Origin of the sequence: Pseudomonas fluorescens (genome assembly GCF_001648775.1) — a bacterium.
GTDB classification, from domain to species: Bacteria; Pseudomonadota; Gammaproteobacteria; order Pseudomonadales; family Pseudomonadaceae; genus Aquipseudomonas; species Aquipseudomonas fluorescens_M.
Window position 1 is genome coordinate 1 of record NZ_LVEJ01000039.1, and the last position, 24,432, is coordinate 24,432.

The 24,432-nt window shown below is 59.4% G+C and carries 26 protein-coding genes; 2 read left to right on the plus strand and 24 right to left on the minus strand.

The features are described from left to right. Nucleotides 1-308: 308 nt before the first annotated feature. From A8O26_RS28795 to flhA, 14 genes are all read right to left on the minus strand, one after another. Nucleotides 309-704 (minus strand): DUF2802 domain-containing protein, encoded by a 396-nt coding sequence (locus A8O26_RS28795; RefSeq protein WP_064120988.1) that lies wholly within the window; start codon nucleotides 702-704, stop codon nucleotides 309-311. Further along, on the minus strand, nucleotides 705-1,190 hold the full coding sequence (locus A8O26_RS28800) for a chemotaxis protein CheW (RefSeq protein ID WP_008083417.1): 486 nt from the start codon (nucleotides 1,188-1,190) through the stop codon (nucleotides 705-707). Between the two features lie 89 nt (nucleotides 1,191-1,279). Beyond that, on the minus strand, nucleotides 1,280-2,251 hold the full coding sequence (locus A8O26_RS28805; protein ID WP_064120989.1) for a CheW domain-containing protein: 972 nt from the start codon (nucleotides 2,249-2,251) through the stop codon (nucleotides 1,280-1,282). Nucleotides 2,252-2,356: 105 nt separating this feature from the next. After that, a complete protein-coding gene (locus tag A8O26_RS28810; RefSeq protein WP_008077691.1) occupies nucleotides 2,357-3,145 on the minus strand; it encodes a ParA family protein in 789 nt (262 codons plus the stop codon). Between the two features lie 43 nt (nucleotides 3,146-3,188). Then, nucleotides 3,189-4,079 (minus strand): flagellar motor protein MotD, encoded by an 891-nt coding sequence (motD, locus tag A8O26_RS28815; RefSeq protein WP_064120990.1) that lies wholly within the window; start codon nucleotides 4,077-4,079, stop codon nucleotides 3,189-3,191. 12 nt (nucleotides 4,080-4,091) lie between these two features. Beyond that, nucleotides 4,092-4,832 (minus strand): flagellar motor protein, encoded by a 741-nt coding sequence (locus A8O26_RS28820; RefSeq protein ID WP_003222929.1) that lies wholly within the window; start codon nucleotides 4,830-4,832, stop codon nucleotides 4,092-4,094. Then, nucleotides 4,832-5,968, minus strand: coding sequence for a protein-glutamate methylesterase/protein-glutamine glutaminase (locus A8O26_RS28825; RefSeq protein WP_064120991.1), 1,137 nt, complete (start codon nucleotides 5,966-5,968; stop codon nucleotides 4,832-4,834). The genes A8O26_RS28820 and A8O26_RS28825 overlap by 1 nt, the downstream gene beginning before the upstream one ends. 49 nt (nucleotides 5,969-6,017) lie before the next feature. After that, nucleotides 6,018-8,288: a chemotaxis protein CheA gene (locus A8O26_RS28830; protein WP_064120992.1), complete on the minus strand. Its 2,271-nt coding sequence runs from the start codon at nucleotides 8,286-8,288 to the stop codon at nucleotides 6,018-6,020. A 54-nt stretch (nucleotides 8,289-8,342) separates the two neighbouring features. Further along, entirely contained in the window at nucleotides 8,343-9,131 is a 789-nt protein-coding gene (locus A8O26_RS28835; protein WP_007920000.1) for a protein phosphatase CheZ, read from the minus strand. A gap of 18 nt (nucleotides 9,132-9,149) precedes the next feature. Next, nucleotides 9,150-9,521: a chemotaxis response regulator CheY gene (locus A8O26_RS28840; RefSeq protein WP_161986607.1), complete on the minus strand. Its 372-nt coding sequence runs from the start codon at nucleotides 9,519-9,521 to the stop codon at nucleotides 9,150-9,152. A 166-nt stretch (nucleotides 9,522-9,687) separates the two neighbouring features. Further along, complete coding sequence (gene fliA / locus A8O26_RS28845) at nucleotides 9,688-10,428, minus strand: RNA polymerase sigma factor FliA (RefSeq protein ID WP_007920004.1); 741 nt, start codon at nucleotides 10,426-10,428, stop codon at nucleotides 9,688-9,690. Beyond that, entirely contained in the window at nucleotides 10,425-11,255 is an 831-nt protein-coding gene (gene fleN, locus A8O26_RS28850; RefSeq protein ID WP_003222917.1) for a flagellar synthesis regulator FleN, read from the minus strand. The genes fliA and fleN overlap by 4 nt, the downstream gene beginning before the upstream one ends. A 116-nt stretch (nucleotides 11,256-11,371) precedes the next feature. Further along, nucleotides 11,372-12,712 carry a flagellar biosynthesis protein FlhF gene (gene flhF / locus A8O26_RS28855; protein ID WP_064120993.1) on the minus strand — a complete coding sequence of 447 codons (1,341 nt, stop codon included), beginning with the start codon at nucleotides 12,710-12,712 and terminating at the stop codon, nucleotides 11,372-11,374. Between the two features lie 11 nt (nucleotides 12,713-12,723). Beyond that, the gene (gene flhA, locus A8O26_RS28860; protein ID WP_064120994.1) at nucleotides 12,724-14,853 is read right to left on the minus strand and encodes a flagellar biosynthesis protein FlhA; all 2,130 of its coding nucleotides are present in this window, start codon (nucleotides 14,851-14,853) and stop codon (nucleotides 12,724-12,726) included. Nucleotides 14,854-15,495: 642 nt separating this feature from the next. Here flhA and A8O26_RS28865 point away from each other — a divergent pair. Continuing rightward, nucleotides 15,496-15,855 carry a DUF6124 family protein gene (locus A8O26_RS28865; protein ID WP_064120995.1) on the plus strand — a complete coding sequence of 120 codons (360 nt, stop codon included), beginning with the start codon at nucleotides 15,496-15,498 and terminating at the stop codon, nucleotides 15,853-15,855. A 167-nt stretch (nucleotides 15,856-16,022) separates the two neighbouring features. Here the strand turns inward: A8O26_RS28865 and A8O26_RS29900 are convergent, their stop codons facing one another. Beyond that, nucleotides 16,023-16,271 carry a hypothetical protein gene (locus tag A8O26_RS29900; protein ID WP_155740699.1) on the minus strand — a complete coding sequence of 83 codons (249 nt, stop codon included), beginning with the start codon at nucleotides 16,269-16,271 and terminating at the stop codon, nucleotides 16,023-16,025. A 605-nt stretch (nucleotides 16,272-16,876) separates the two neighbouring features. Between A8O26_RS29900 and A8O26_RS28875 the strand changes: the two genes are divergently transcribed. Then, complete coding sequence (locus A8O26_RS28875) at nucleotides 16,877-17,236, plus strand: DUF6124 family protein (protein ID WP_064120997.1); 360 nt, start codon at nucleotides 16,877-16,879, stop codon at nucleotides 17,234-17,236. A gap of 563 nt (nucleotides 17,237-17,799) precedes the next feature. Here A8O26_RS28875 and A8O26_RS28880 read toward each other — a convergent pair. The 9 genes from A8O26_RS28880 to fliL all read right to left on the minus strand — a co-directional run bounded on the left by A8O26_RS28880 (nucleotide 17,800) and on the right by fliL (nucleotide 24,117). Further along, a complete protein-coding gene (locus A8O26_RS28880) occupies nucleotides 17,800-18,468 on the minus strand; it encodes a hypothetical protein (protein WP_064120998.1) in 669 nt (222 codons plus the stop codon). A gap of 245 nt (nucleotides 18,469-18,713) precedes the next feature. Then, nucleotides 18,714-19,853 carry a flagellar biosynthesis protein FlhB gene (flhB, locus tag A8O26_RS28885; protein ID WP_064120999.1) on the minus strand — a complete coding sequence of 380 codons (1,140 nt, stop codon included), beginning with the start codon at nucleotides 19,851-19,853 and terminating at the stop codon, nucleotides 18,714-18,716. A gap of 3 nt (nucleotides 19,854-19,856) precedes the next feature. Further along, nucleotides 19,857-20,642: a flagellar biosynthetic protein FliR gene (gene fliR, locus A8O26_RS28890; RefSeq protein ID WP_064121000.1), complete on the minus strand. Its 786-nt coding sequence runs from the start codon at nucleotides 20,640-20,642 to the stop codon at nucleotides 19,857-19,859. Nucleotides 20,643-20,645: 3 nt separating this feature from the next. Further along, complete coding sequence (gene fliQ, locus A8O26_RS28895) at nucleotides 20,646-20,915, minus strand: flagellar biosynthesis protein FliQ (RefSeq protein ID WP_064121001.1); 270 nt, start codon at nucleotides 20,913-20,915, stop codon at nucleotides 20,646-20,648. Next, nucleotides 20,912-21,670: a flagellar type III secretion system pore protein FliP gene (fliP, locus tag A8O26_RS28900; protein ID WP_064121002.1), complete on the minus strand. Its 759-nt coding sequence runs from the start codon at nucleotides 21,668-21,670 to the stop codon at nucleotides 20,912-20,914. Before fliP ends, fliQ begins: the two co-directional genes overlap by 4 nt. Then, nucleotides 21,670-22,122 (minus strand): flagellar biosynthetic protein FliO, encoded by a 453-nt coding sequence (gene fliO / locus A8O26_RS28905; protein ID WP_064121003.1) that lies wholly within the window; start codon nucleotides 22,120-22,122, stop codon nucleotides 21,670-21,672. Before fliO ends, fliP begins: the two co-directional genes overlap by 1 nt. Then, nucleotides 22,123-22,575 (minus strand): flagellar motor switch protein FliN, encoded by a 453-nt coding sequence (gene fliN / locus A8O26_RS28910; protein WP_064121004.1) that lies wholly within the window; start codon nucleotides 22,573-22,575, stop codon nucleotides 22,123-22,125. 60 nt (nucleotides 22,576-22,635) lie between these two features. Beyond that, the gene (gene fliM, locus A8O26_RS28915) at nucleotides 22,636-23,604 is read right to left on the minus strand and encodes a flagellar motor switch protein FliM (RefSeq protein ID WP_038363850.1); all 969 of its coding nucleotides are present in this window, start codon (nucleotides 23,602-23,604) and stop codon (nucleotides 22,636-22,638) included. 9 nt (nucleotides 23,605-23,613) lie between these two features. Beyond that, on the minus strand, nucleotides 23,614-24,117 hold the full coding sequence (gene fliL, locus A8O26_RS28920; protein WP_064121005.1) for a flagellar basal body-associated protein FliL: 504 nt from the start codon (nucleotides 24,115-24,117) through the stop codon (nucleotides 23,614-23,616). Nucleotides 24,118-24,432: the final 315 nt, after the last annotated feature.

Here is a 24,432-nt window from a genome sequence, read left to right on the forward strand (position 1 = left end):
TGCTTTGATATTTTGCATTTAAGTCCGCCACTAACGCCTGGCCAGACATGGCATTAACAGTGGTGGCAAAACCTATAATCAAGAACAGAAAATATTTCATGTTCATACCCAGATGAAGTTGATTTCATTTTGAGTATGTTGAGTAGCAAAGACGGTTATCTACTGTCAGATCTGACAGTCCCGACAAACGGTCTTTTGCGCGCAAATAAAAAGATCGTAACCTGTGGCAGTTCCTACAGAAATTTCATGTAGGCGCTGCCGCAGGCTGCGATCTTTTGATCTGGCTTGCCGCTAAAGACTCGAAACTCTCAGCTGCTCTTGTGCAACTTGCGCATCAACTCCGCCTCAGCCTGGGTCAAACCACACGACTGAGTCAGCTCATCAACGCTTGCGCCCATGCCCACCAGTTTCGCCGCCTGGGCGAACGACAGGCTCGACGGGTCGCGCTGTTCCAGCGCAACAATCTTGTCCGGCAACGGACCGACTACCGCGCGCAACTCGTGCAGGGCATCGCCCATGCGCACGTTGCCGTTCTGGTAGTCGTCGACGCGCTTGGCCAGGTCCTTGATGCGCTGATCACGCAGCGCATCGCCCTGAGCCTGTTGCGCAGCGATTACCCGCTGCGCCTTGATGTACGCCAGAAACATTGCCAGCGTGCCTGCCCAGAAGAGGAACAGGACAATGACCGCGACTTCGAGAATCAATCAGATGTTCTCCAGATCCGACCATTCTTCTTCGCTCATCATCTTGTCCAGCTCGACCAGGATCAGCAACTCGTTGTTCTTGTTGCACACGCCCTGGATGAACTTGGCCGACTCTTCGTTGCCGACGTTCGGCGCCGTCTCGATTTCCGACTGACGCAGGTAAACCACTTCGGCCACGCTGTCGACCATGATGCCGACGACTTGCTTGTCGGCTTCGATGATGACGATACGGGTGTTGTCGCTGATCTCGCCGCTGTTCAGGCCGAAGCGCTGACGGGTGTCGATCACGGTGACCACGTTACCGCGCAGGTTGATGATGCCCAGCACGTAGCTTGGCGCACCCGGCACTGGAGCAATCTCGGTGTAGCGCAGCACTTCCTGCACGCGCATCACGTTGATGCCGTAGGTTTCGTTGTCCAGCTTGAAGGTCACCCATTGCAGGATCGGATCTTCAGAACCTTTTGCATTCGTCGCCTGATTACTCATACCTGACCCCTCGAAAAAACCGCTCTGGGCGGTGTGTGTTCTGTGTGGCGGCATTCAACAATGCCGTCGCCTGATTGTTATGTCGGCTGCTATGTCGGTTTATGTAGCGGCTTGTGGCCGCCGAGGTGCTTTGCCCCACCGCTGGCGATCAACTCGGCCAGTGCGGAAACGTCAAGCAATGCACACATGTGCTCAATCACCGTGCCGGCGAGCCATGGCCGCTGACCCCGGTGACTTCTCCATTTGATTTCATTCGGGTCCAGACGCAACGAGCGGCTGACCTGATGCACCGCCAGGCCCCACTCGTAACCTTGTACCGAAATCACGTACTGCAGGCCCTGACGGAAGTCATCGCGATAGCGATCCGGCATGACCCAGCGTGCGGTGTCCAAGACTTTCAGGTTGCCGGCCTGGCTCGGCAGGATCCCGAGAAACCATTCCGGCTGACCGAACAGCGGCGTCAGTTCGTGGCCGGCCAGCGAATAGATCGAGCCAAGGCACACCAGCGGCACCGCCAATGTCAGCCCGGCGACGTCGAACAGCAGGCATTCGAACGCTTCCGAAGCCCAGGCCGGGCGACCGTCGGTTTCCACCGGTGGCGGCGTGTTGCTCGGCGGCAGATGCACTTCCACCACCGGCGGCACCAGCGTCTGCTCGACGGGTGCGGGCGCAACCGGAGCAGGTGCTGGCGCTGGCGCCGGTTCGACCACAATCGGTTCCGGTGCGGTTTTCAGCAGTTGCGTTTGCAACAGCGGTGCGAGTGTCGACACTGGCGCGCGAACCGGCTCTGCTGTTTCGATCAATGCAACCGGTGCTTTGGTAACTGCCGCCACCGCGGGAGCGGCGACCGGCGCAACAGGTTTGGCGGATGTCTGCGCATCACGCGCCTGCTCTTCCAGCACCGCGGCCTGGAACTCGTCCAGCGCCTCGCTGCTTTCCATAACTTCAGGCTGTGCCTCAATGACCGGCGGCAGCTCCTCAGGAATTTCCTGCAGCAAATTATCCAGATAAGACTGCAACGCCAATTGCGGACGCGATGTGAGTTTGATTGGGCGGTTCATCGGTCAACAGCGCCAGACAGGGAAACCGCGTCGCCTGCTTCGCGAGCAGGCTCGCTCCCACAGGATTTGTGCAAGTCAGGCATGCGTGATCGGGACAGCTTCATCTCAAGCCACCTGCGGAACAAGTTGTTGCGCCAACAGATGCTTGAGCAGCGCGCGATAGGCCAGCACGCCACGGCTCTTGCCGTCGAATTGCGAAGGCGTGACACCGGCGCGGCTGGCGTCGCGCAGACGGGTATCGACCGGGATGTAACCCTGCCAGATCTCGTCGGGGAATTTGTCGCGCAGCACGCGCAAGGTATGCATCGATGCCTGGGTACGCCGGTCGAACAAGGTCGGCACGATGCTGAACGGCAGCGCCTGTTTACGCGAGCGGTTGATCATCGCCAGGGTGTTGACCATGCGCTCCAGACCTTTGACGGCCAGGTGTTCGGTTTGCACCGGGATCACCAGTTGCTGGCTCGCCGCGAGGGCGTTGACCATCAGTACGCCGAGCAACGGCGGGCTGTCGATCACCGCGTAATCGAAGTCCTGCCACAGCTGCGCCAGACTCTTGGCGATCACCAGACCCAAGCCACTCTGCCCCGGCGATTGACGCTCGAGGGTTGCCAGCGCGGTGCTCGACGGCAGCAGGGAAATGCGTTCGTCACTGGTCGACAACAGCAACTGCCCCGGCAGGCCTTGCGGCACGCTGCCCTTGTGCAGAAACAGGTCGTAGTTGCTGTGTTCCAGGCTGTCGGGGTCGTAGCCGAAATAGCTGGTCATCGAGCCGTGCGGGTCGAGATCGACCACAACCACGCGCTTGCCCGCCTCGGCCAGCAATCCGGCTAAAGCGATGGAAGATGTGGTTTTACCGACACCACCCTTTTGATTGGCGACTGCCCAGACTCTCATTCAGTTCGTTCCTCCCGGCCGATATGCTCGACCGAGACATAGCTCAGCGTGTTAATGCGGGTGACGGAGAATTGACGGCACTCTCGCGTCCCGGCGTCTTGACCGGGGTCGGTGCAGTTTGTGTGCCAGCACGCTTCAATGCGGCATCCGGTTGCGCGTTGGCGGTCCCGGTGCCCGTGAGGCTGCGGCGCACATCGAGATTGCGCGACACCACCAGCACCACACGACGGTTTTTCGCACGGCCTTCAGCGGTGGCGTTATTGGCCACCGGTTGAAACTCACCGTAACCCACCGACGCCAGACGCCCCGGGTTCACGCCCTGCATCGCCAGCATGCGCACGATGCTTGCCGAACGCGCCGAGGACAGTTCCCAGTTGGTCGGGTACTGCGCGGTGCGGATCGGTTGATCGTCAGTGAAACCTTCGACGTGGATCGGGTTATCGAACGGTTTGAGGATCGCCGCGACCTTGTCGATGATGTTGAAGGCGATGTCGCTTGGCATCGCGTCGCCGCTGCCAAACAACAGGCTGGAATTGAGTTCGATCTCGACCCACAGCTCGTTGCCACGCACGGTCATCTGGTTAGAGCTGATCAAGTCGCCGAAGGCAGCGCTGATGTCATCGGCGATGCTTTTCAGCGGATCGCTGGCGCCGGCAATACCGGCATCAACCTGTTCGGCGTCCTTGACCAGCGGCTTGGCCGGGGTTACGGTTTTCGGCCGTTCTTCGCCAATCGGAATCGGTTTGAGCGAGCGGTCGGAGTCGGTGAAGACTCCAATCAATGCTTCGGAAATGACTTTGTACTTGCCTTCGTTGATCGACGAAATCGAGTACATCACCACGAAGAACGCGAACAGTAGCGTGATGAAATCCGCGTAGGACACGAGCCAGCGCTCGTGATTGACGTGTTCTTCCTGGTGGCGACGACGAGCCATGAGGTTATTCCCTTAATCCATGAAGCCTTGCAGCTTCAACTCAATGGAGCGAGGGTTTTCACCTTCGGCGATCGACAGGATCCCTTCCAACAACATTTCGCGATAACGCGACTGCCGCAACGCGATTGACTTCAGCTTGGCCGCGACCGGCAACAACACCAGGTTGGCACTGGCCACACCATAAATGGTCGCAACGAACGCCACGGCAATGCCGCTACCCAGTTGCGTCGGATCGGCAAGGTTACCCATCACATGGATCAGGCCCATGACCGCACCGATGATGCCGATGGTTGGCGCGTAGCCGCCCATGCTTTCGAAGACTTTCGCGGCTTCGATGTCGCGCGCTTCCTGAGTGTAGAAATCCACTTCGAGGATGCTGCGAATCGCTTCCGGCTCGGCACCGTCGACCAGCAATTGCAGGCCTTTGCGCGAGTAGTTGTCGGGTTCGGCATCAGCGACGCCTTCCAGACCGAGCAAACCTTCCTTGCGCGCGGTGAGGCTCCAGTTGACGACGCGATCGATGCCACCGGCCAGATCGACCCGTGGCGGAAACAGAATCCAGGCGAGGATCTGCATGGCGCGTTTGAACGCGCTCATCGGCGATTGCAGCAGTGCGGCACCGATGGTCCCGCCCAGTACGATCAATGCCGCCGGGCCGTTGGCCAGCGCACCGAGGTGACCACCCTCAAGGTAGTTACCGCCGATGATGGCGACGAACGCCATGATGATCCCGATAAGGCTTAAAACATCCATCAGATACACGCCTCGACAATGTGTTTGCCGATGTCGTCGAGGCTGTACACCGCGTCGGCGAGGTCAGCTTTGACGATGGCCATTGGCATGCCGTAGATCACGCAGCTGGCTTCGTCCTGCGCCCACACCGCGCTGCCGCCCTGCTTGAGCAGACGCGCGCCTTCACGGCCATCGGCGCCCATGCCGGTCAACACCACCGCCAGAACTTTGTCACCGTAGGACTTGGCTGCGGAACCGAAGGTGATGTCCACGCACGGCTTGTAGTTCAGACGCTCGTCGCCCGGCAGGATTTTCACCGCGCCACGGCCATCGATCATCATTTGCTTGCCACCCGGCGCGAGCAACGCCAGGCCCGGACGCAGAATGTCGCCATCCTCGGCTTCCTTGACGCTGATGCGGCAGAGCTTGTCGAGACGTTCGGCGAAAGCCTTGGTGAACGCCGCCGGCATGTGCTGGATCAGCACGATCGGCGCCGGGAAGTTCGCTGGCAATTGCGTCAGCACACGTTGCAGGGCGACCGGGCCGCCCGTCGACGTACCGATGGCAACCAGTTTGTAAGCTTTGCGCTTCGGCGCTGGCGACGAAGCACTGGCGGCCGGGGCGCGAGTCGGCGTCGGCGCTGGAGCCGGGCGCGTCGGCGCGCTGCTGCTGTGGCTGCTGAAGCTTGATGCAACCGGAGCTGGCGTCGGCGCTGGTGCAGCGACAGGAGCCGGCGCGCTGTAGGCACTGAAACGACGATTACTGCGCGAGATGCTATGGACTTTTTCGCACAGCAGTTGCTTGACCTTCTCGGGATTGCGCGAGATGTCTTCGAAATTCTTCGGCAGGAAATCCACCGCGCCGGCGTCCAGCGCATCCAGGGTGACCCGGGCGCCTTCGTGCGTCAGCGAGGAGAACATCAACACCGGGGTCGGGCAGCGCTGCATGATGTGCCGCACTGCCGTGATGCCGTCCATCATCGGCATCTCGTAGTCCATGGTGATCACGTCTGGCTTGAGCGCCAGAGCCTGATCGATCGCCTCTTTACCGTTGGTGGCCGTACCGACCACCTGGATGCTCGGATCCGCTGAAAGAATCTCCGAGACGCGGCGGCGGAAAAAACCCGAATCGTCCACCACCAGGACTTTGACTGCCATAAACACTCCATTAGGTGCAGCGGGACGTTGTCGCCCCGCCGCCCCGGATTCAAATACGCCGTGCGGCGTAACGCTTGAGCATGCTTGGAACATCGAGAATCAGCGCGATGCGGCCGTCACCGGTGATGGTGGCGCCGGACATGCCCGGAGTGCCCTGCAGCATTTTGCCCAATGGCTTGATGACCACTTCTTCCTGACCGACCAGTTGATCGACGACAAAGCCGATCCGCTGAGTGCCCACCGAAAGGATCACTACATGGCCTTCACGCTGCTCTTCGTGAGCAGCGGAGCTGACCAGCCAGCGCTTGAGGTAGAACAATGGCAGCGCCTTGTCCCGCACGATCACCACTTCCTGACCGTCGACGACGTTGGTGGTCGACAGGTCGAGGTGGAAGATTTCGTTGACGTTGACCAACGGGAACGCAAATGCCTGATTGCCGAGCATGACCATCAGGGTTGGCATGATCGCGAGGGTCAGCGGCACCTTGATGACGATCTTCGAGCCCTGGCCCTTGGTCGAGTAGATGTTGATCGAACCGTTGAGCTGGGAAATCTTGGTCTTCACCACGTCCATGCCGACACCGCGGCCGGAGACGTCGGAGATCTCGGTCTTGGTCGAGAACCCCGGGGCAAAAATCAGGTTGTAGCACTCGGTATCGCTCAGGCGATCGGCCGCATCCTTGTCCATCACACCGCGTTTTACCGCGATGGCGCGCAGGACGTTCGGGTCCATGCCTTTGCCGTCATCGGAAATCGACAGCAGGATGTGGTCGCCTTCCTGTTCGGCCGCCAGCACCACGCGACCACCACGGGCCTTGCCCGAAGCTTCGCGCTCTTCCGGCGACTCGATGCCGTGGTCGACGGCGTTGCGCACCAAGTGGACCAGCGGGTCGGCCAGGGCCTCGACGAGGTTTTTGTCGAGGTCGGTTTCTTCACCCACCAGTTCCAGGTTGATCTCTTTCTTGAGCTGACGCGCGAGGTCACGAACCAGACGCGGGAAGCGCCCGAAGACCTTCTTGATCGGCTGCATCCGCGTCTTCATCACGGCGGTCTGCAAGTCAGCCGTGACCACGTCGAGGTTCGACACGGCCTTTTGCATGGCTTCATCGCCGCTGTTCAGGCCCAGACGCACCAGACGGTTACGCACCAGCACCAGCTCGCCGACCATGTTCATGATTTCGTCGAGGCGCGCAGTATCGACGCGCACGGTGGTCTCGGCTTCGCTCGCCGGTTTTTCCGGTGGCGGAGCAGCGGCGGCACGGGCCGGGGCCGGTGCAGCAGCGGCAGCCGGTTTTGGCGCTTCGGCTTTCGGCTCAGGCTTGGGCGCAGCTTTCGGCGCAGCGGCCGGAGCAACTGCAGCCTTGGCGGCGGGTGCAGCCACCGCCGAAGCGGTACCCGCGGTAGCGGTGCCGACTTCAGTGAACTTGCCTTTGCCGTGCAATTCGTCGAGCAGCGATTCGAACTCGTGATCGCTGATCAGATCGCTGCCGGCAGCGGCGGCCGCCGGAGCAGCAGGCGCCGGTGCCGAAGCAATCGCCGACTCCAGCGCATCGACGGCAAAGTTGCCCTTGCCGTGCAACTGATCGAGCAATGCTTCGAATTCGTCGTCGGTGATGTCCGAGCTGTCACCTTTGCCCGGTGCCGCAGGAGCTGCCGCCGCTGGTGCAACCGCGTCCACCGCGAACTGGCCCTTGCCGTGCAACTGATCGAGCAACGACTCGAACTCGGCATCGGTGATTTCATCGCTCGCGGCTTCAGCGGCCGTTTGCGCCGGTGCAGCAGCGGCCGGGGCTTCAGCTTCGGCCTTGACGGCGTTCAGCGAATCCAGCAGTTGCTCAAATTCGTTATCGGTGATGTCGCCCGAGTCGCCTTCGACGACCAGCTCTTCGATCATCTCGGCCACTGGCGAAGCCGGGGCTTCATCCGCCGCTTGCGGTTCGGCCAGACGCGCCAGGGCGGCCAGCAGCTCCGGGGTGGCAGCGGTGATCGGTGCACGCTCACGAACCTCAGTGAACATGCTGTTCACCGCGTCCAGTGCTTCGAGGACAACGTCCATCAGTTCTGCATCAACGCGACGCTCACCCTTACGCAGGATGTCGAACACGTTTTCGGCGATGTGACAGCACTCCACCAGCTCGTTGAGCTGAAGGAAGCCGGCGCCCCCTTTTACAGTGTGGAAACCGCGAAAAATTGCGTTGAGCAGATCTGCGTCATCCGGGCGGCTTTCCAGCTCGACCAGTTGTTCGGACAGTTGCTCAAGAATCTCGCCGGCCTCAACCAGGAAATCCTGAAGGATCTCTTCATCGGCGCCGAAGCTCATTAATGGGGTGCTCCTACAGGTCTAAAAACCCAAAAAACCTAAAATTCCAAAACTCTAGAACCCGAGGCTGGATAACAAATCGTCCACATCGTCCTGACCGGACACAACGTCTTCTCGTTTATCGGCATGAATCTGCGGACCTTCACCCTGCGAGAGATGTTTTTGTGGATCTTTTTCTGCAAGCATCGCGGCACGGTCATGTTCGATGCCCGCAAAGCGGTCCACCTGACTGGCCATGAGCACGAGTTTGAGCAAATTGCTTTCGACTTCGGTGACCAGTTGGGTCACACGCTTGATCACCTGACCGGTCAGGTCCTGGTAATCCTGGGCCAGCAGGATGTCGTTGAGATTGCTCGACACCGCACGGTTGTCCGTGCTGCTGCGTGACAGAAAACCGTCGACCCGGCGCGCCAGTTCGCGGAACTCTTCAGCCCCGACCTCGCGACGCATGAAGCGACCCCAATCGGCGCTCAAGGTCTGGGCTTCGTCAGCCAGACTGTTGACCACCGGCGTGGCGCTTTCCACCAGATCCATGGTGCGGTTGGCCGCGGCCTCTGTCAGCTTGACCACATAGCCCAGGCGTTCGGTGGCGTCGGTGATTTGCGACACTTCCTCGGCCTGCGGCATGTTCGGATCGATCTGGAAGTTGACGATCGCACTGTGCAGTTCACGTGTGAGCTTGCCGACTTCCTGATACAGGCCACGGTCACGGGTCTGATTGAGCTCATGGATCAGTTGCACAGCGTCGCCGAACCTGCCTTTTTCAAGGCTCTCGACCAGTTCGACCGCGTGTTTTTTCAGGGTCGACTCGAAATCGCCCTGTGAAGATTCGTTATGCTCCATAGCTCCCCCGCGCGTTCATCAGCCGATGCGTTCGAAAATCTTCTCGATTTTGTCTTTCAACGCCTGAGCCGTGAAAGGTTTGACTACGTAGCCGTTCACACCGGCCTGAGCGGCCTCGATGATCTGCTCGCGCTTGGCTTCTGCAGTCACCATCAGCACTGGCAGGTGCTTGAGTTTTTCATCGGCACGCACGTGGCGCAGCAGGTCGATACCGGTCATGCCCGGCATGTTCCAGTCCGTTACCAGAAAGTCGATGCTGCCGCTGTTGAGCACCGGAATGGCAGTCACGCCATCGTCAGCCTCGACGGTGTTGGTGAACCCAAGATCACGCAGCAGGTTCTTGATGATCCGCCGCATCGTTGAGAAGTCATCAACGATGAGGATTTTCATGTCTTTGTTCAATTCGACCTCCAAGCAGTCTTAAACGCGCCCAGCACCTGGACGCGCCACTTCAATCAATCGGCGCAGCACTCGAAGACTGTCTGGAGCACAACAGAGCAAGACCGGTGCCGTTCATCACCGCACCAGCCTCGTTCGCAGTGTCCCCACACTGCCTTCAGCGCGCTCGCCACTCCCCCAAACGCCCCCGCAAACGGGCCGCGCACTGGCTGTGTAACTGGCTGACCCGCGATTCACTGACGCCAAGGACTTCACCGATCTCCTTGAGGTTCAGCTCTTCGTCGTAGTACAGCGCCAACACCAGTCGCTCACGCTCCGGCAAATTGGCAATCGCGTCCGCCAACGCTGCCTGGAAACGTTCATCTTCCAGATCGCGTGACGGCTCAAGATGAGCACTCGCGCCATCCTCGTGCAGCCCTTCGTGTTCGCCGTCCTGCAACAGATCGTCGAAACTGAACAGGCGACTGCCCAAGGTGTCATTCAAAATCCCGTAGTAATCGTCGAGACTCAATTGGAGTTCGGCTGCAACCTCGTGATCTTTAGCGTCACGGCCGGTTTTAGCTTCAATTGAGCGAATTGCGTCACTGACCATACGGGTATTGCGGTGAACCGAGCGTGGCGCCCAGTCCCCTTTGCGCACTTCGTCGAGCATCGCGCCGCGGATTCGAATGCCCGCGTACGTTTCGAAACTGGCGCCTTTGCTGGCGTCATATTTGGTCGAGACTTCGAGCAGGCCGATCATCCCGGCCTGGATCAGGTCTTCAACCTGCACACTCGCCGGCAACCGCGCCAGCAAGTGATAGGCAATGCGTTTGACCAGTGGCGCGTAACGCTCGATCAACTCGTATTGAGCATCACGTGCCGACTTCTTGTAGTAGTTCATACCGCTTGCGGTCATAGCACGGGCCCTGCCGTTTGCTGCACGAGGCGCTCGACAAAAAACTCAAGGTGGCCACGCGGGTTGGCGGGCAGCGGCCAGGTATCGACCTTCTGCGCGATCGCCTTGAACGCCAGCGCGCACTTGGAACGCGGGAAGGCTTCGTACACCGCACGCTGCTTCTGCACCGCTTTACGCACGCTTTCGTCGTAAGGCACGGCGCCGACGTATTGTAGGGCCACGTCGAGGAAGCGATCCGTGACCTTGGTCAACTTGGCGAACAGGTTGCGACCTTCCTGCGGGCTCTGCGCCATGTTGGCGAGGACGCGGAAGCGGTTCATGCCGTAATCGCGGTTGAGCAGTTTGATCAGCGCGTAGGCGTCAGTGATCGAAGTCGGCTCATCGCAGACCACCAGCAACACTTCCTGGGCTGCGCGGACGAAACTGACTACCGAGTCACCAATGCCCGCAGCGGTGTCGATCACCAGAACGTCGAGATTGTCGCCGATGTCGCTGAACGCCTGAATCAGGCCGGCGTGCTGCGCCGGGCTCAGGTGCACCATGCTCTGCGTGCCGGACGCGGCCGGGACGATGCGAATGCCACCGGGGCCTTGCAACAGCACGTCGCGCAATTCGCAACGGCCTTCGATCACGTCGGCCAATGTGCGTTTAGGGGTCAGACCCAACAATACGTCGACGTTCGCCAGTCCCAGATCGGCGTCCAGCAGCATGACCCGACGGCCAAGCTCTGCCAGCGCCAGAGACAAGTTCACTGACACGTTAGTCTTGCCGACGCCACCTTTGCCGCCGGTCACCGCGATCACCTGTACGGGATGCATGCTGCCCATGTTATTTCTTTACCTTGTCTTGCATAGACGGAGGCCACATTACTGGCTGCGCGTTCACAACCGGAACAATGCATGGCAGACCATCGATGTAGGTACAAAAACTGTTCATGAATACCTCAGCCAACCTGCTTGGTCGGGCTGTGATAGATATCAGCGAACATGTCAGCCATGGCTTCTTCGCTGGGTTCTTCCTGCATTTGCACGCTGACGGCGCGGCTGACCAGTTGATGACGACGCGGCAGATGCAAATCATCCGGAATCCGTGGGCCATCGGTCAGGTACGCGACCGGCAATTCATGACTGATCGCCAGGCTCAACACTTCGCCAAGGCTGGCCGTTTCATCCAGTTTAGTCAGGATGCACCCGGCGAGCCCGCAACGCTTGTAACTGTGATAAGCGGCGGTTAGAACCTGTTTCTGGCTGGTGGTTGCCAGCACGAGATAATTTTTTGAACGAATGCCCCGCCCGGCCAGACTTTCGAGCTGCATGCGCAGGGCTGGATCGCTGGCTTGCAGGCCGGCAGTATCGATCAGCACCACGCGTTTGCGCAGCAGTGGATCCAGCGCCTGCACCAGCGATTGGCCCGGATCGACGTGAGTCACCGGCACATTGAGAATGCGGCCGAGGGTCTTCAGTTGTTCCTGCGCGCCGATACGGAAACTGTCCATGCTCACCAGCGCGACATTCTGCGCGCCGTATTTCAGCACATAACGCGCGGCCAGCTTGGCCAGCGTGGTGGTTTTGCCCATGCCGGCAGGGCCGACCATGGCAATCACACCGCCCTCTTCCAGTGGCTCGACTTCCGGTACGGCAATCATCCGCGCCAGGTGCGCAAGCAACATGCGCCAGGCCTGACGCGGCTCTTCGATGTCAGTGATCATCGCCAGCAGATCGCGCGACAACGGCCCGGACAAACCGATACGTTGCAGACGGCGATACAGATTGGCTTGCGCCGGACGGCTGCCTTGCAGCTGATTCCAGGCCAGGGTGCCGAGCTGGACTTCCATCAGCTCGCGCAGGCTGTTCAATTCAAAACGCATCGAATCCAGTGCGCGCGGATCAACACCGCCGGAGGACTGCGCAGGCGCCGGTGCCGGACGCGCCGGGGCGGCGTAAGTCGGCTCGGTCAGCGGCTCGGCAGCGGTCAGCGGCAGGCCCGCCGTCAACGGCAGCCCGGCGAACAATTGGCGATTGGTGTTGCCGTCGGCTTCACCACGCATGCTCAGTTCGGCCTGGGCGGTAACGATGCGCGACTGAGTCTTGCGCAGCTCGTCTTCGAGTTCCATGTTCGGAACCCGTGGCGCCAGCGCCGACAGTTTGTAATCCAGTGCCGCCGTCAGCTCGACACCGCCGGCAATGCGGCGGTTGCCAATGATGGCGGCATCAGCGCCCAGCTCATCACGAACCAGCTTCATGGCCTGACGCATATCGGCGGCAAAGAAACGCTTAACTTGCATAAACCACTACCTCAGCCGTTGGGCCCTACTGTCGCAACGATGGTCACTTGCTTGTTGTCCGGTATTTCCTGGTAGGCCAGCACATGCAGCCCAGGGACTGCGAGGCGGCCAAAGCGCGAGAGCATCGCGCGGATCGGGCCTGCGACCAAAAGGATCACCGGCTGACCTTGCATTTCCTGACGCTGCGCCGCTTCGATGAGCGAACGCTGCAGCTTCTCGGCCATGCTTGGCTCCAGCAGAACGCCCTCTTCCGAGCCTTGTCCTGCCTTCTGCAGACTATTGAGCAATATTTGTTCCAACCTTGGTTCCAAGGTGATCACAGGCAGCTCGGACTCAGTGCCTACAATGCTTTGGACGATGGCGCGGGATACGCCGACGCGCACCGCAGCCACCAGCGCGGCGGTATCTTGACTCTTGGCGGCGTTGTTGGCGATGGCTTCGGCGATGCTGCGAATATCGCGCACCGGCACGTGTTCGGCCAACAGCGCTTGGAGAACCTTGAGCAGTTGCGACAGCGAAACCACGCCCGGCACCAGCTCTTCTGCCAGTTTCGGCGAGCTTTTGGCCAGCAATTGCATGAGTTGCTGCACTTCTTCGTGGCCAATCAGCTCACTGGAGTGTTTGTACAGAATCTGGTTCAAGTGCGTCGCGACCACGGTACTGGCATCGACCACGGTGTAACCAAGCGATTGTGCCTGCGCACGCTGGCTGATTTCGATCCACACCGCCTCCAGACCGAAAGCCGGATCTTTGGCGTTGATACCGTTGAGCGTGCCGTAGACCTGGCCCGGGTTGATCGCCAGCTCGCGGTCCGGATAGATCTCGGCTTCGGCGAGGATCACGCCCATCAGGGTCAGGCGATAAGCGCTCGGCGCCAGATCGAGGTTGTCGCGGATGTGCACGGTCGGCATCAGGAAGCCCAGATCCTGCGAGAGCTTCTTGCGCACGCCCTTGATCCGCGCCAGCAATTGCCCGCCCTGGTTGCGATCCACCAGCGGAATCAGCCGATAACCGACTTCCAGGCCGATCATGTCGATCGGCGTCACGTCGTCCCAGCCCAGCTCTTTGGTTTCCATGGCGCGGGCCGGCGACGGCAGCAAATCCTGCTGGCGCTTGACCTCTTCCAACGCCACGACCTTGGCCACGTTCTGCTTCTTCCAGAACAGGTACGCGCCACCGGCGGCGAGCGCAGCCATGCTCAGGAACGAGAAGTGCGGCATGCCCGGGACCAGTCCCATCACCGCCATCAAACCGGCGGCCACGGCTAGCGCTTTCGGCGAGGCGAACATCTGGCGATTGATCTGTTTGCCCATGTCTTCCGAACCGGAAGCACGGGTCACCATGATCGCGGCCGCTGTGGATAACAACAGTGATGGCAATTGCGCCACTAAACCGTCACCGATGGTCAGCAAGGCGTAAACCCGACCGGCATCGCCGAAGCTCATGTTGTGCTGGAAGATACCGACGGCCATACCGCCGATGAGGTTGATGAACAGAATCAGCAGGCCGGCGATGGCGTCACCCCGGACGAACTTGCTGGCACCGTCCATCGAACCGTAGAACTCGGCCTCTTGGGCAACTTCCTGACGGCGCGCCTTGGCCTGATTCTGATCGATCAGACCGGCGTTGAGGTCGGCGTCGATCGCCATTTGTTTGCCGGGCATCGCATCGAGGGTGAAACGCGCGCTCACCTCGGAAATCCGCCCGGCACCCTTGGTCACCACGACAAAGTTGATGATCATGAGGATCGCAAAGACCACGATACCGACCACGTAGTTACCGCCGATCACCACCTCACCGAAGGCCTGGATCACCTTACCGGCGGCGGCGTGGCCGTCCTGACCGTGGAGCATTACAACGCGCGTCGAGGCCACGTTCAGCGCCAGCCGCAACAACGTCGCGACCAGCAGAATCGTCGGGAATACAGCGAAATCCAATGGTCGCAGTGCGTACACGCAGACCAGCAGGACGACGATCGACAGGGCAATGTTGAAGGTGAAAAACACGTCAAGCAGGAACGGCGGGACCGGCAACATCATCATCGCCAGCATCACCAGCAACAGCAACGGCACGCCCAGATTGCCTCGACTTAAATCGGCAACGTTTGTGCGTGCTGTGTTGAATAACTGAGAGCGATCCACCGGTTTTCCCCGTTCCTTTAAAGCAAACTTTTGACGCCCAGAGCGGGCTCACGGCGGGTACTGCAAGAAGCTTTCCAACTTTTGCCAATGAGTGAAACAGAGGGGTTTTGACCTGTATTTTCTGCTGACCGGGATGGCCCCTTCGCGAGCAGGCTCGCTCCCACAGGGGAATGCATGCCAAATTGGGAATGTGATGCAACCAAAGGCGGGATTGGAATGCATTCCAAAAGTGGGAGCGAGCCTGCTCGCGAACAGGCCCTTATGTCCGGCACAAATTTTTCGATTTAAACGAGGCTGTTTAAAAGACACTTGCAGACACGGTCTCAAGGCTACAAATCCTTGCGCCTTTGCCTACAGCCAAGCCAGAATCCGCCGGCTTGTGCGCTTTGGGGTCGGGTTCTATTGTGGGTCGGTCGCTGACGAATCAGCGATCGGGTTTAGCGACCCGAACTCAAGTCAAAGGTGCATCGGCGTTCCAGGCTTCGTTGCGGATCTGTATTTTCGCGATTTCGTCATGGTGGCTGTATGCGGGAGACCCTCGGGTCTGCCGGGTGCCTTTGACCGGTTCGCTAACCTGCGTACAGCCGCCACCCACCTGTTTAGCGACAGGTTGTAGCGGCTCCACTTCAAAGGAGCTTCACCATGATCAAACCAACACCCAACCCACCCGAAACCGAACCCACCTCCCCCTACGAATCCCTTAACTCAAAAAAACTCCATGAAGCCGCTGACCGCGCCCTCGACCACTACCTCTGCCCGCCCGGCTCCCCTCCCATCCAACGCAAAACCCGCTCGATGTACGCCGTGACCGCCGACTTCAAAAACGAAGAACTGCTGGCCAACGCCTGCGAAACACTCGCGTCAGCCAGAACCATCGCCAATGACTTCGCCAACCTCATCCCCGCATCGCAACGCCGAACGCTGTTGGGCATTGCGCAACTGATCATGCTCGGGGAACTGGCGGTGAATCGCGCACTGGATAATCTCGAGTTGCCGCGTTAGTTCGGCTCCAGATCGTTCCCACGCGCAGCAAAGGAATGCCTCAACGGACGCTCCGCGTTCGGCTCTGGAAGGGACGCGGAGCGTCCCGGGTTGCATTCCTTTGCTGCGCGCGGGAGCGATCAAACTAACAGGCTTGTAGCCCCTCCTCCGTGCAAAACAAGAGGTCCTCAATATCGAAGATTTATTGCTTCACGCGTGTGATCGTCAGGGCCGACTGGTGGCACCACATCGAACTCTACGGGCCAATCTTTTTTGAAGCTTTGTCTTTTCGCAAGTTCTGGCGCAATCGTAAAATTGTAGTCAAGGCGTTCATCCCATTCTGGCCGCCTTTTCCCTACCTTAGACTCCAGCTCTAAGATCGGTGTAATCGTACCCTTTCCGGTATTTTCGTCATATTTGTTGAACTCACCTTTCATTATCTTGCTCCCTTCAGCTAGCTCATCGACTCCGCGCCCAAGTGCGCGGTTCCACACACATGAAACTGCAAAGGAACAGTAAGCGCACCTGTCAAAGTTGACAGGGACATGCGAGTTTCCGACAGAAGGCAACAGACTAAAAATCAGAAATCGCGCGGCAAAACCGACGGACTCGACAACTCGCTCGGACTTTTCAAGGAGAGTCCAAATATCACCCATAAAATCTTTCAGGGATCGATCACTTTTTCATCCACACAGCCGCCCATTCTTTTGCCTTTTAAACGCCGGAGTTTAAAAGACACCTCCAGAAACGCCTTACAGGCTACAAATTCTTGCGCCATTGCCTACAGCCAAGCCAGAATCCGCCGGCTTGTGCGCTTTGGAGTCGGGTTCTATTGTGGTTCGGTCGCTGATTGTTCGGTGATCGGGTTTAGCAGCCCGGGGTTTTTCTCTAGACGCATAAGTCCGTTGTCGTTATGGCGGCTTTGCGTGGGGCACTTCGGTGCGCCGGGTTCTAGAGTCCTGGTCTGCTAACCCGCGTACAGCCGCCACCTCCTTCGTTAGCAGCGAACGGTGGCAGCTTCTTAACTCTAGAGGCTTTACCAATGATCAAACCAACACCCAACCCGCCCGAAACCGACCCCACCTCCCCCTACGAATCCCTCGACTCAAAAAAACTCCACGAAGCCGCCGACCGCGCCCTCGATCACTACCTCTGCCCGCCCGGCTCCCCTCCCATCCAACGCAAAACCCGCTCGATGTACGCCGTCACCGCCGACTTCAAAAACGAAGAACTGTTGGCCAACGCGTGCGAAACACTCGCCTCAGCCAGAACCATCGCCAATGACTTCGCCAACCTCATACCCGCCTCGCAGCGCAGAACGCTGTTGGGGATTGCGCAACTGATCATGCTGGGAGAGCTGGCGGTGAATCGGGTGATGGATAATCTCGAGTTGCCGAGCTAAGAAGTCACGCAAGAACCTGTGCACGCGGTTGGCCTGCAGGATCGAGCTGGCAGGTTTGGGTCTGCTGCGCAGCCCAGCGAGAGCAAGCTCCCTCGCCACAGTGACCACTGCAAGAGCCAGACTCGCGTTAAGCCGGGCATAAAAAACCGCCACCCCATTGAATCGGGGCGGCGGTTTTTTCGTTTCAGCTGTTTTTGCGGCGAGGGCGATCTGTTGGTCAATACCGGAGGATTTTTACGTCTCCATTTTTATTCTTCGACAATTCGAACTCGACCCTTATCGCCTTTTTTGATCTTTGCGTGAAGGGCTGATTTGCTCGAAATAGCCGCGCCAAAACAGCACGGCATCACTCAGCAATCAAACCGCAAGGGCGTCCGTCCCGCACCTGTAAAACCTGACAGGTAAGACGCGCCTCAGACGAAAGGTAAACCTGATAATCACGCTGTAAATCCGGGCCAGTCCACGTCGGACGCTGGATAATCCTGAGATAGCGACTCAGCCCTGATCACAGCGCTGACAATCGTTCCCACCTATAGTGGGAATGATCAAAACTCCGCCGACTATTACGCGGCCGTTAACACTTGCTTGGGCGCAATATCGCCGAAGCTCAGCTTCTTGCCATTGATGTACCGCGCACCGCGGAACATTTGCTGGCCGTCGACCTCCACCAATTCCTCATGCGTGTACATGAGCACGACTTTGGTTTCCGGTGCCCTGCCCCCCCGTATCGTCGAGTCACCCTGCAGCAGGTTAAGCGCCCATTGAAAATGGATGATCGGCAAATCCGCGATGGCAATCTGGCGGGAGGCTTCCGGGAATCGGAAATCCTGACGAGCAGTCACGCGTAGTTTGCTACCGACCACTGCGAACACCGGCTTGCCATAACGCAATTCCAAACCACGCCCCTCAGCCCATTGATCCATGTAATAAGCGGGCGAGGTGAACAGCGCGAATAGCGCCGGGTTATCGCGGATGCTACCCGCCGCATCAAACAGATAGTTGTAGGAATAGTGGTAAGCCAAGCCGTCCAGCTCAGGTCTGATGGCATTGACCGGATTGTCGAGATAACCCGGGATATAGACGTTGGCCATTTGCACAAAATGGGTGAAATCCAGCCCCATGTCGAAAGTGACCGTGTAGCGAATGGCTCGCTCTTTCGGGTTCTCCTCCAACTTCCCTGACACATACTCGAGTGTCATGCCTTCGAGTTTTCGATAGATACGTTCTGCCATGATCGTGCTCCGTGGATGCGGAGAAAGTCCGCAACCCATGTCATCGCTTTGTACGGAGGCTGTCTACTGTAAGAACTAACAGGTACAGAGACTTTTCAGACAGGTGTCTACGCGCAGATCTGGGCGCTTGCCCTTGCTGGCGCGGAACTGGCGAGCAAGCTCGCTCCCACAGGGAAACGCATTTCAAATGTGGGAGCGAGCTCCCTCGCCGCAGTGACTGCGACAGGAGCCGAGGTTTCATTGGGTCAGGAATCGCGGCGCAGATCCGGCGGAATCGGCAAGTCGTCCTTGAGCGGATCCGGGCGTTTGCCCTTGCCGGCGCGGTATTGGCGGATCTGGTAGACGTAGGCCAGGACCTGCGCGACGGCCAGATACAGACCGCCGGGGATTTCCTGGTCGAGTTCGGTTGAGTAGTAGATCGAGCGCGCCAGCCCCGGCGATTCGAGGAGCAGGACGTTGTTGGCCACGGCGATTTCGCGGATTTTCAGGGCTAAGAAGTCGCTGCCCTTGGCAATCAGCATCGGCGCACCGCCCTTCTCGGAATCGTATTTGAGGGCGACGGCGTAGTGGGTCGGGTTGGTGATGACCACGTCGGCGTCGGGAATCGCCGCCATCATGCGGCGCTGGGACATTTCGCGCTGGGTCTGGCGGATGCGCTGCTTGACCTCCGGGCGGCCCTCCTGGTCCTTGTGCTCGTCGCGCACTTCCTGCTTGGTCATCAGCAGTTTCTTGTGCGCTTCCCAGAGCTGCACCGGCACATCGACAGCGGCGATGATGATCAGGCCGCAGGCCAGCCACAACGTGCTCCAGCCGACCAGCGTGACGCTGTGAATGATCGCGGACTCAAGCGGTTCGTGGGCGATGCGCAAAAAGTCATCGACGTCCGACAACAACACCACCAGCGCCACACCCAAGGTAATCAGAAACTTGGCCAGCGCCTTGAGCAGTTCAACCACCGACTTGAACGAGAACATCCGCTTCAGGCCCGCCGCCGGGTTCATCCGGCTGAATTTGGGTGCCATGGAGCCTGCCGCAAACAGCCAGCCACCCAGCGAAATCGGACCGATCAGCGCGGCCAGCAACAGGGTGATCATGATCGGCTGAACCGCCACCAGTGCGAGTTTGCCCGACTGCAACAGAAACGCGCCCATGGCGCCCTGATCCATGATCACCTCACGCGACAGCGTGAAGTTCAGGCGCATCAGCTCCATCAGGTCTTCGGCCAACATGCCGCCAAACACCAGCAGCGCGCCGGCACCGGCCATCATCACGGCGAGGGTGTTGAGCTCTTTGGAACGGGCGATCTCACCCTTCTCACGGGAGTCCTTTTTACGTTTCTCCGTGGGGTCTTCTGTTTTGTCCTGACCGCTTTCGCTCTCAGCCATGACTCAGCGCGCCCGTGCCAGTTCGCGTAACAACTGCAAGGCCTCGGTGGCCAGCGGTTGATACTGATTGAGAATGTCCGCCAGACCGACCCAGACGATGAACAGCCCGAGTACCAGGGTCAGCGGGAAACCGATGGAGAAAATGTTCAATTGCGGCGCGGCGCGGGTCATCACGCCAAACGCGATGTTGACCACCAGCAACGCGGTGACAGCCGGCAACACCAGCAACAACGCGGCGCCCAGCACCCAACCGAGCTTGCCGGCCAGTTCCCAGTATTGCGCCGTCATTAACCCGCCGCCGACCGGCAGCGTGGTAAAGCTTTCGGTGAGCACTTCGAAGACCACCAGGTGGCCGTTCATCGACAGAAACAGCAGCGTCACGAGCATGGTGAAGAACTGCCCGATCACCGCCACCGAAACGCCGTTGGCCGGGTCGACCATCGAGGCGAAACCCATGCCCATCTGGATCGCGACAATCTGCCCGGCCACGGCAAACGCCTGGAAGAACAGTTGCAGGGAAAACCCCAGCACGGCACCGACCAGAATCTGCTCGGCAATCAGCAACAAACCGCTGAGGTCCAACGGGCTGACCGCCGGCATCGGCGGCAGGCTCGGGGCAATGCACACGGTGATCGCCACGGCAAAATACAGGCGCACACGGCGCGGTATCAACGTGGTGCCGAACACCGGCATGACCATCAGCATCGAGGCGACGCGAAACAGCGGCAACATGAACGAGGCCACCCAGGTACTGATCTGGGTGTCGGTCAGCTGAAGCAGCGATTGCATGGCTTAGCCGATGACCATCGGAATGTTTTTGTACAACTGGATGATGTACTCCATGAACGTCTGCACGATCCACGGACCGGCGACGATCAGTGTCACCAGCATCACCAGTAGACGCGGCAGGAAGCTCAGGGTCTGTTCGTTGATTTGCGTGGCGGCCTGGAACATCGCCACCAGCAGGCCGACCAACAGGCTCGGCACTACCAGAATCGCCACCATCAACGTGGTCAGCCACAGCGCTTCTCGAAAGATATCGACCGCGATTTCCGGCGTCATGGCGAGACACCTCCAAAACTGCTGGCCAGGGTGCCGATGATCAGCGCCCAGCCATCCACCAGCACGAACAGCATGATCTTGAACGGCAGCGAAATGATCAGCGGCGACAGCATCATCATACCCATCGCCATCAGCACACTGGCGACGACGAGGTCGATGATCAGGAACGGAATGAAGATCATGAAGCCGATCTGGAACGCGGTTTTCAGCTCGGAGGTGACGAAGGCCGGCACCAGAATGGTCAGCGGCGCCTGATCCGGCGTGGCGATGTCAGTGCGCTTGGACAGGCGCATGAACAGCTCCAGATCGCTGGTGCGGGTCTGCGCGAGCATGAAGTCCTTGATCGGCACCTGAGCTTTTTCTACCGCTTGTTGAGCGGTGAGTTTTTCCGCCAGATACGGTTGCAGGGCATCGTTGTTCACCCGATCAAACACCGGGGCCATGATGAACATGGTCAGGAACAGCGCCATGCCGGTGAGGATCTGGTTCGACGGCGTTTGTTGCAGGCCGAGGGCCTGACGCAGGATCGAGAAGACGATGATGATCCGGGTGAAACTGGTCATCAGGATGACCGCCGCCGGAATGAAGCTCAGCGCGGTCATGATCAGCAGGATCTGCAGACTGACCGAATACTCCTGCGCGCCATCGGCGTTGGTGCCCAGCGTGATCGCCGGGATCGACAACGGATCGGCGGCGAACGCCAGTGGCGCGGCCAGCAACAGGGCCAGCGTCAAGACGATGCGTAGCGCACCCATTACTTCGTATCCTTCTGATCCTTGCCGAGAATCTTCAGCAACTGCTGAGCAAATTCCGGCGTCGCTTTCTCACTGGCACTGGGCACTTCGACCGGTTCCTTGAGCACGTGCAGCGCGGTGATGGTGCCCGGGCTCAGGCCAAGCAGAATCTGCTCGTTGCCGACCTGCACCAGCAGCAAGCGGTCACGCGGACCGAGTGCGCGTGAACCGATCAGCTCGATCACTTGCCCCTTGCCGGCAGGTCCCGCCTGCTGCACCCGGCGCAACAGCCAGGCGAGGAAGAAGATCACGCCCAGCACCAGCAACAGGCCAAACACCAGTTGCGTCAATTGCCCGGCCACGCCGCTGGTGACCATCGGCGCGGTCGCGGCAGGCACGGTGGTGGCGGTCGACGGTTCGGCGGCCAGCACGCTCAGCGGCAAGGCCAACAGAGCCCAGAGAAACCTGTTCACTCAGCGCAGCTTCTTGATGCGTTCGCTTGGGCTGATCACGTCGGTCAGGCGGATGCCGAACTTCTCGTTGACCACAACCACTTCGCCGTGCGCGATCAGCGTGCCGTTGACCAGCACGTCGAGCGGCTCACCGGCCAGACGATCGAGCTCGATCACCGAACCCTGGTTGAGTTGCAGCAGGTTGCGGATGTTGATGTCGGTGCTGCCGACTTCCATCGAAATCGATACCGGAATGTCGAGGATCACGTCCAGGTTCGGACCGTCCAGTGTCACCGGATCGTTGTTCTTCGGCACGCTGCCGAACTCTTCCATTGGCAGACGGTTGGAGGCCGAGCCAGCGTCAGCGGCCAGCAGGGCGTCGATGTCAGCCTGACCATCACCGGTTTCTTCCAGGGCCGCAGCCCATTCGTCAGCCAGTGCCTGGTCGTCCTGGGCGTTCATATCGTCGTTCATCATTTGTCCTCGGCGGGCAACAATTCAGCTAAATGTGGGGGGGGGGGTGAGAGCGCCGCTTCAGCGACGCTCGATCGGCTCGATCACTTGCAACGCGAGGTTGCCTTTGTGCGAGCCCATCTTGACCTTGAAGGCCGGCACGCCGTTGGCGCGCATGATCATCTCTTCCGGCATCTCGACCGGGATCACATCGCCCGGCTGCATGTGCAGGATGTCGCGCAGTTTCAACTGGCGGCGGGCCACGGTCGCGCCGATCGGCACGTCGACATCGAGCACGTCCTGACGCAAGGCGTTGACCCAGCGTTCGTCCTGATCGTCGAGGTCCGACTGGAAACCAGCGTCGAGCATTTCGCGCACCGGCTCGATCATCGAGTACGGCATGGTCACGTGCAGGTCGCCGCCACCGCCGTCGAGTTCGATGTGGAAGGTGGAAACCACAATCGCTTCGCTCGGGCCGACGATGTTGGCCATGGCCGGGTTCACTTCCGAGTTGATGTACTCGAAATTGACTTCCATGATTGCCTGCCAGGCTTCTTTCAAATCGACGAAAGCCTGTTCCAGCACCATGCGCACCACGCGCAGTTCGGTCGGGGTGAATTCACGCCCTTCGATCTTGGCGTGGCGACCGTCGCCACCGAAGAAGTTGTCCACCAGTTTGAACACCAGTTTGGCGTCGAGGATGAACAGCGCGGTGCCGCGCAGCGGTTTGATCTTGACCAGGTTGAGGCTGGTCGGCACGTACAGCGAGTGCACGTATTCGCCGAACTTCATCACCTGGACGCCACCGACGGCAACGTCCGCCGAGCGGCGCAGCATGTTGAACATGCTGATGCGGGTGTAACGGGCAAAACGCTCGTTGATCATTTCCAGAGTCGGCATGCGTCCACGGACGATGCGATCCTGGCTGGTCAGGTCGTAGCTTTTGACACTGCCGGGTTCGGCAGCGTTATCGGTCTGTACCAGACCATCGTCGACGCCATGCAACAGCGCATCGATTTCATCCTGGGACAGCAGATCCTGCACGGCCATGTCGTGTTCCTACTGCAGTACGAAATTAGTGAAAAGCAACTGTTCGATCACCACTTTGCCCAGCTCTTTCTGCGCCACTTCCTGGACGCTGGCGGTGGCCTTCTGGCGCAACATCTCTTGGCCGACCGGCGTCGCCAGTGTGGCGAAATCCTGACCGGAGAAGAGCATCACCAGGTTGTTGCGGATTACTGGCATGTGCACTTTGAGCGCTTCCAGATCAGCCTGATTGCGGCCCAGCATGGTGATGCTCACCTGCATGTAGCGCTGACGGCCGTTCTGGTTGTAGTTGGCCACGAACGCCGGGGCCATGGGCTCGAAGATCGCTGGCTGCTTGCCGACAGGCGCCGCTTCGGCGGCCTCGGCAGGCTTGCTCTGGGCGCTGTGCATGAAGAACCAGGTCGCCCCCACGGATGCACCAATGGCCAACAGCAACGCCAGCACGATCACGATGATCAGCTTGAGTTTGCCTTTGGTTGCGGGGTCTTTCACTGCTGCTGTTTCGCTCTTCGCCATGCCAATAATCCGTCACTAATCGGGTTTTCACAGTCGCACGGCAAGGCAAGAGCAAGTGTTATGCCAGAAGTGTCTGGTCGTAGCGCAGATAACGCTAAAGTCAAAAGCCACCCTCACCCCAGCCCTCTCCCGGAGGGAGAGGGAGCCGACCGAGCTGTTTTGTCGTGATACGTCGACCTGAAAGACCAAGTCGATTATGGATCCACAGCAGAGGTATCAGGTCGGCGTACTTCGCGAGCATCCCCCAATCAGTCCCCTCTCCCTCTGGGAGAGGGCTAGGGTTAGGGTTCTTAGGGGCCGACCGAGGTATCAGAC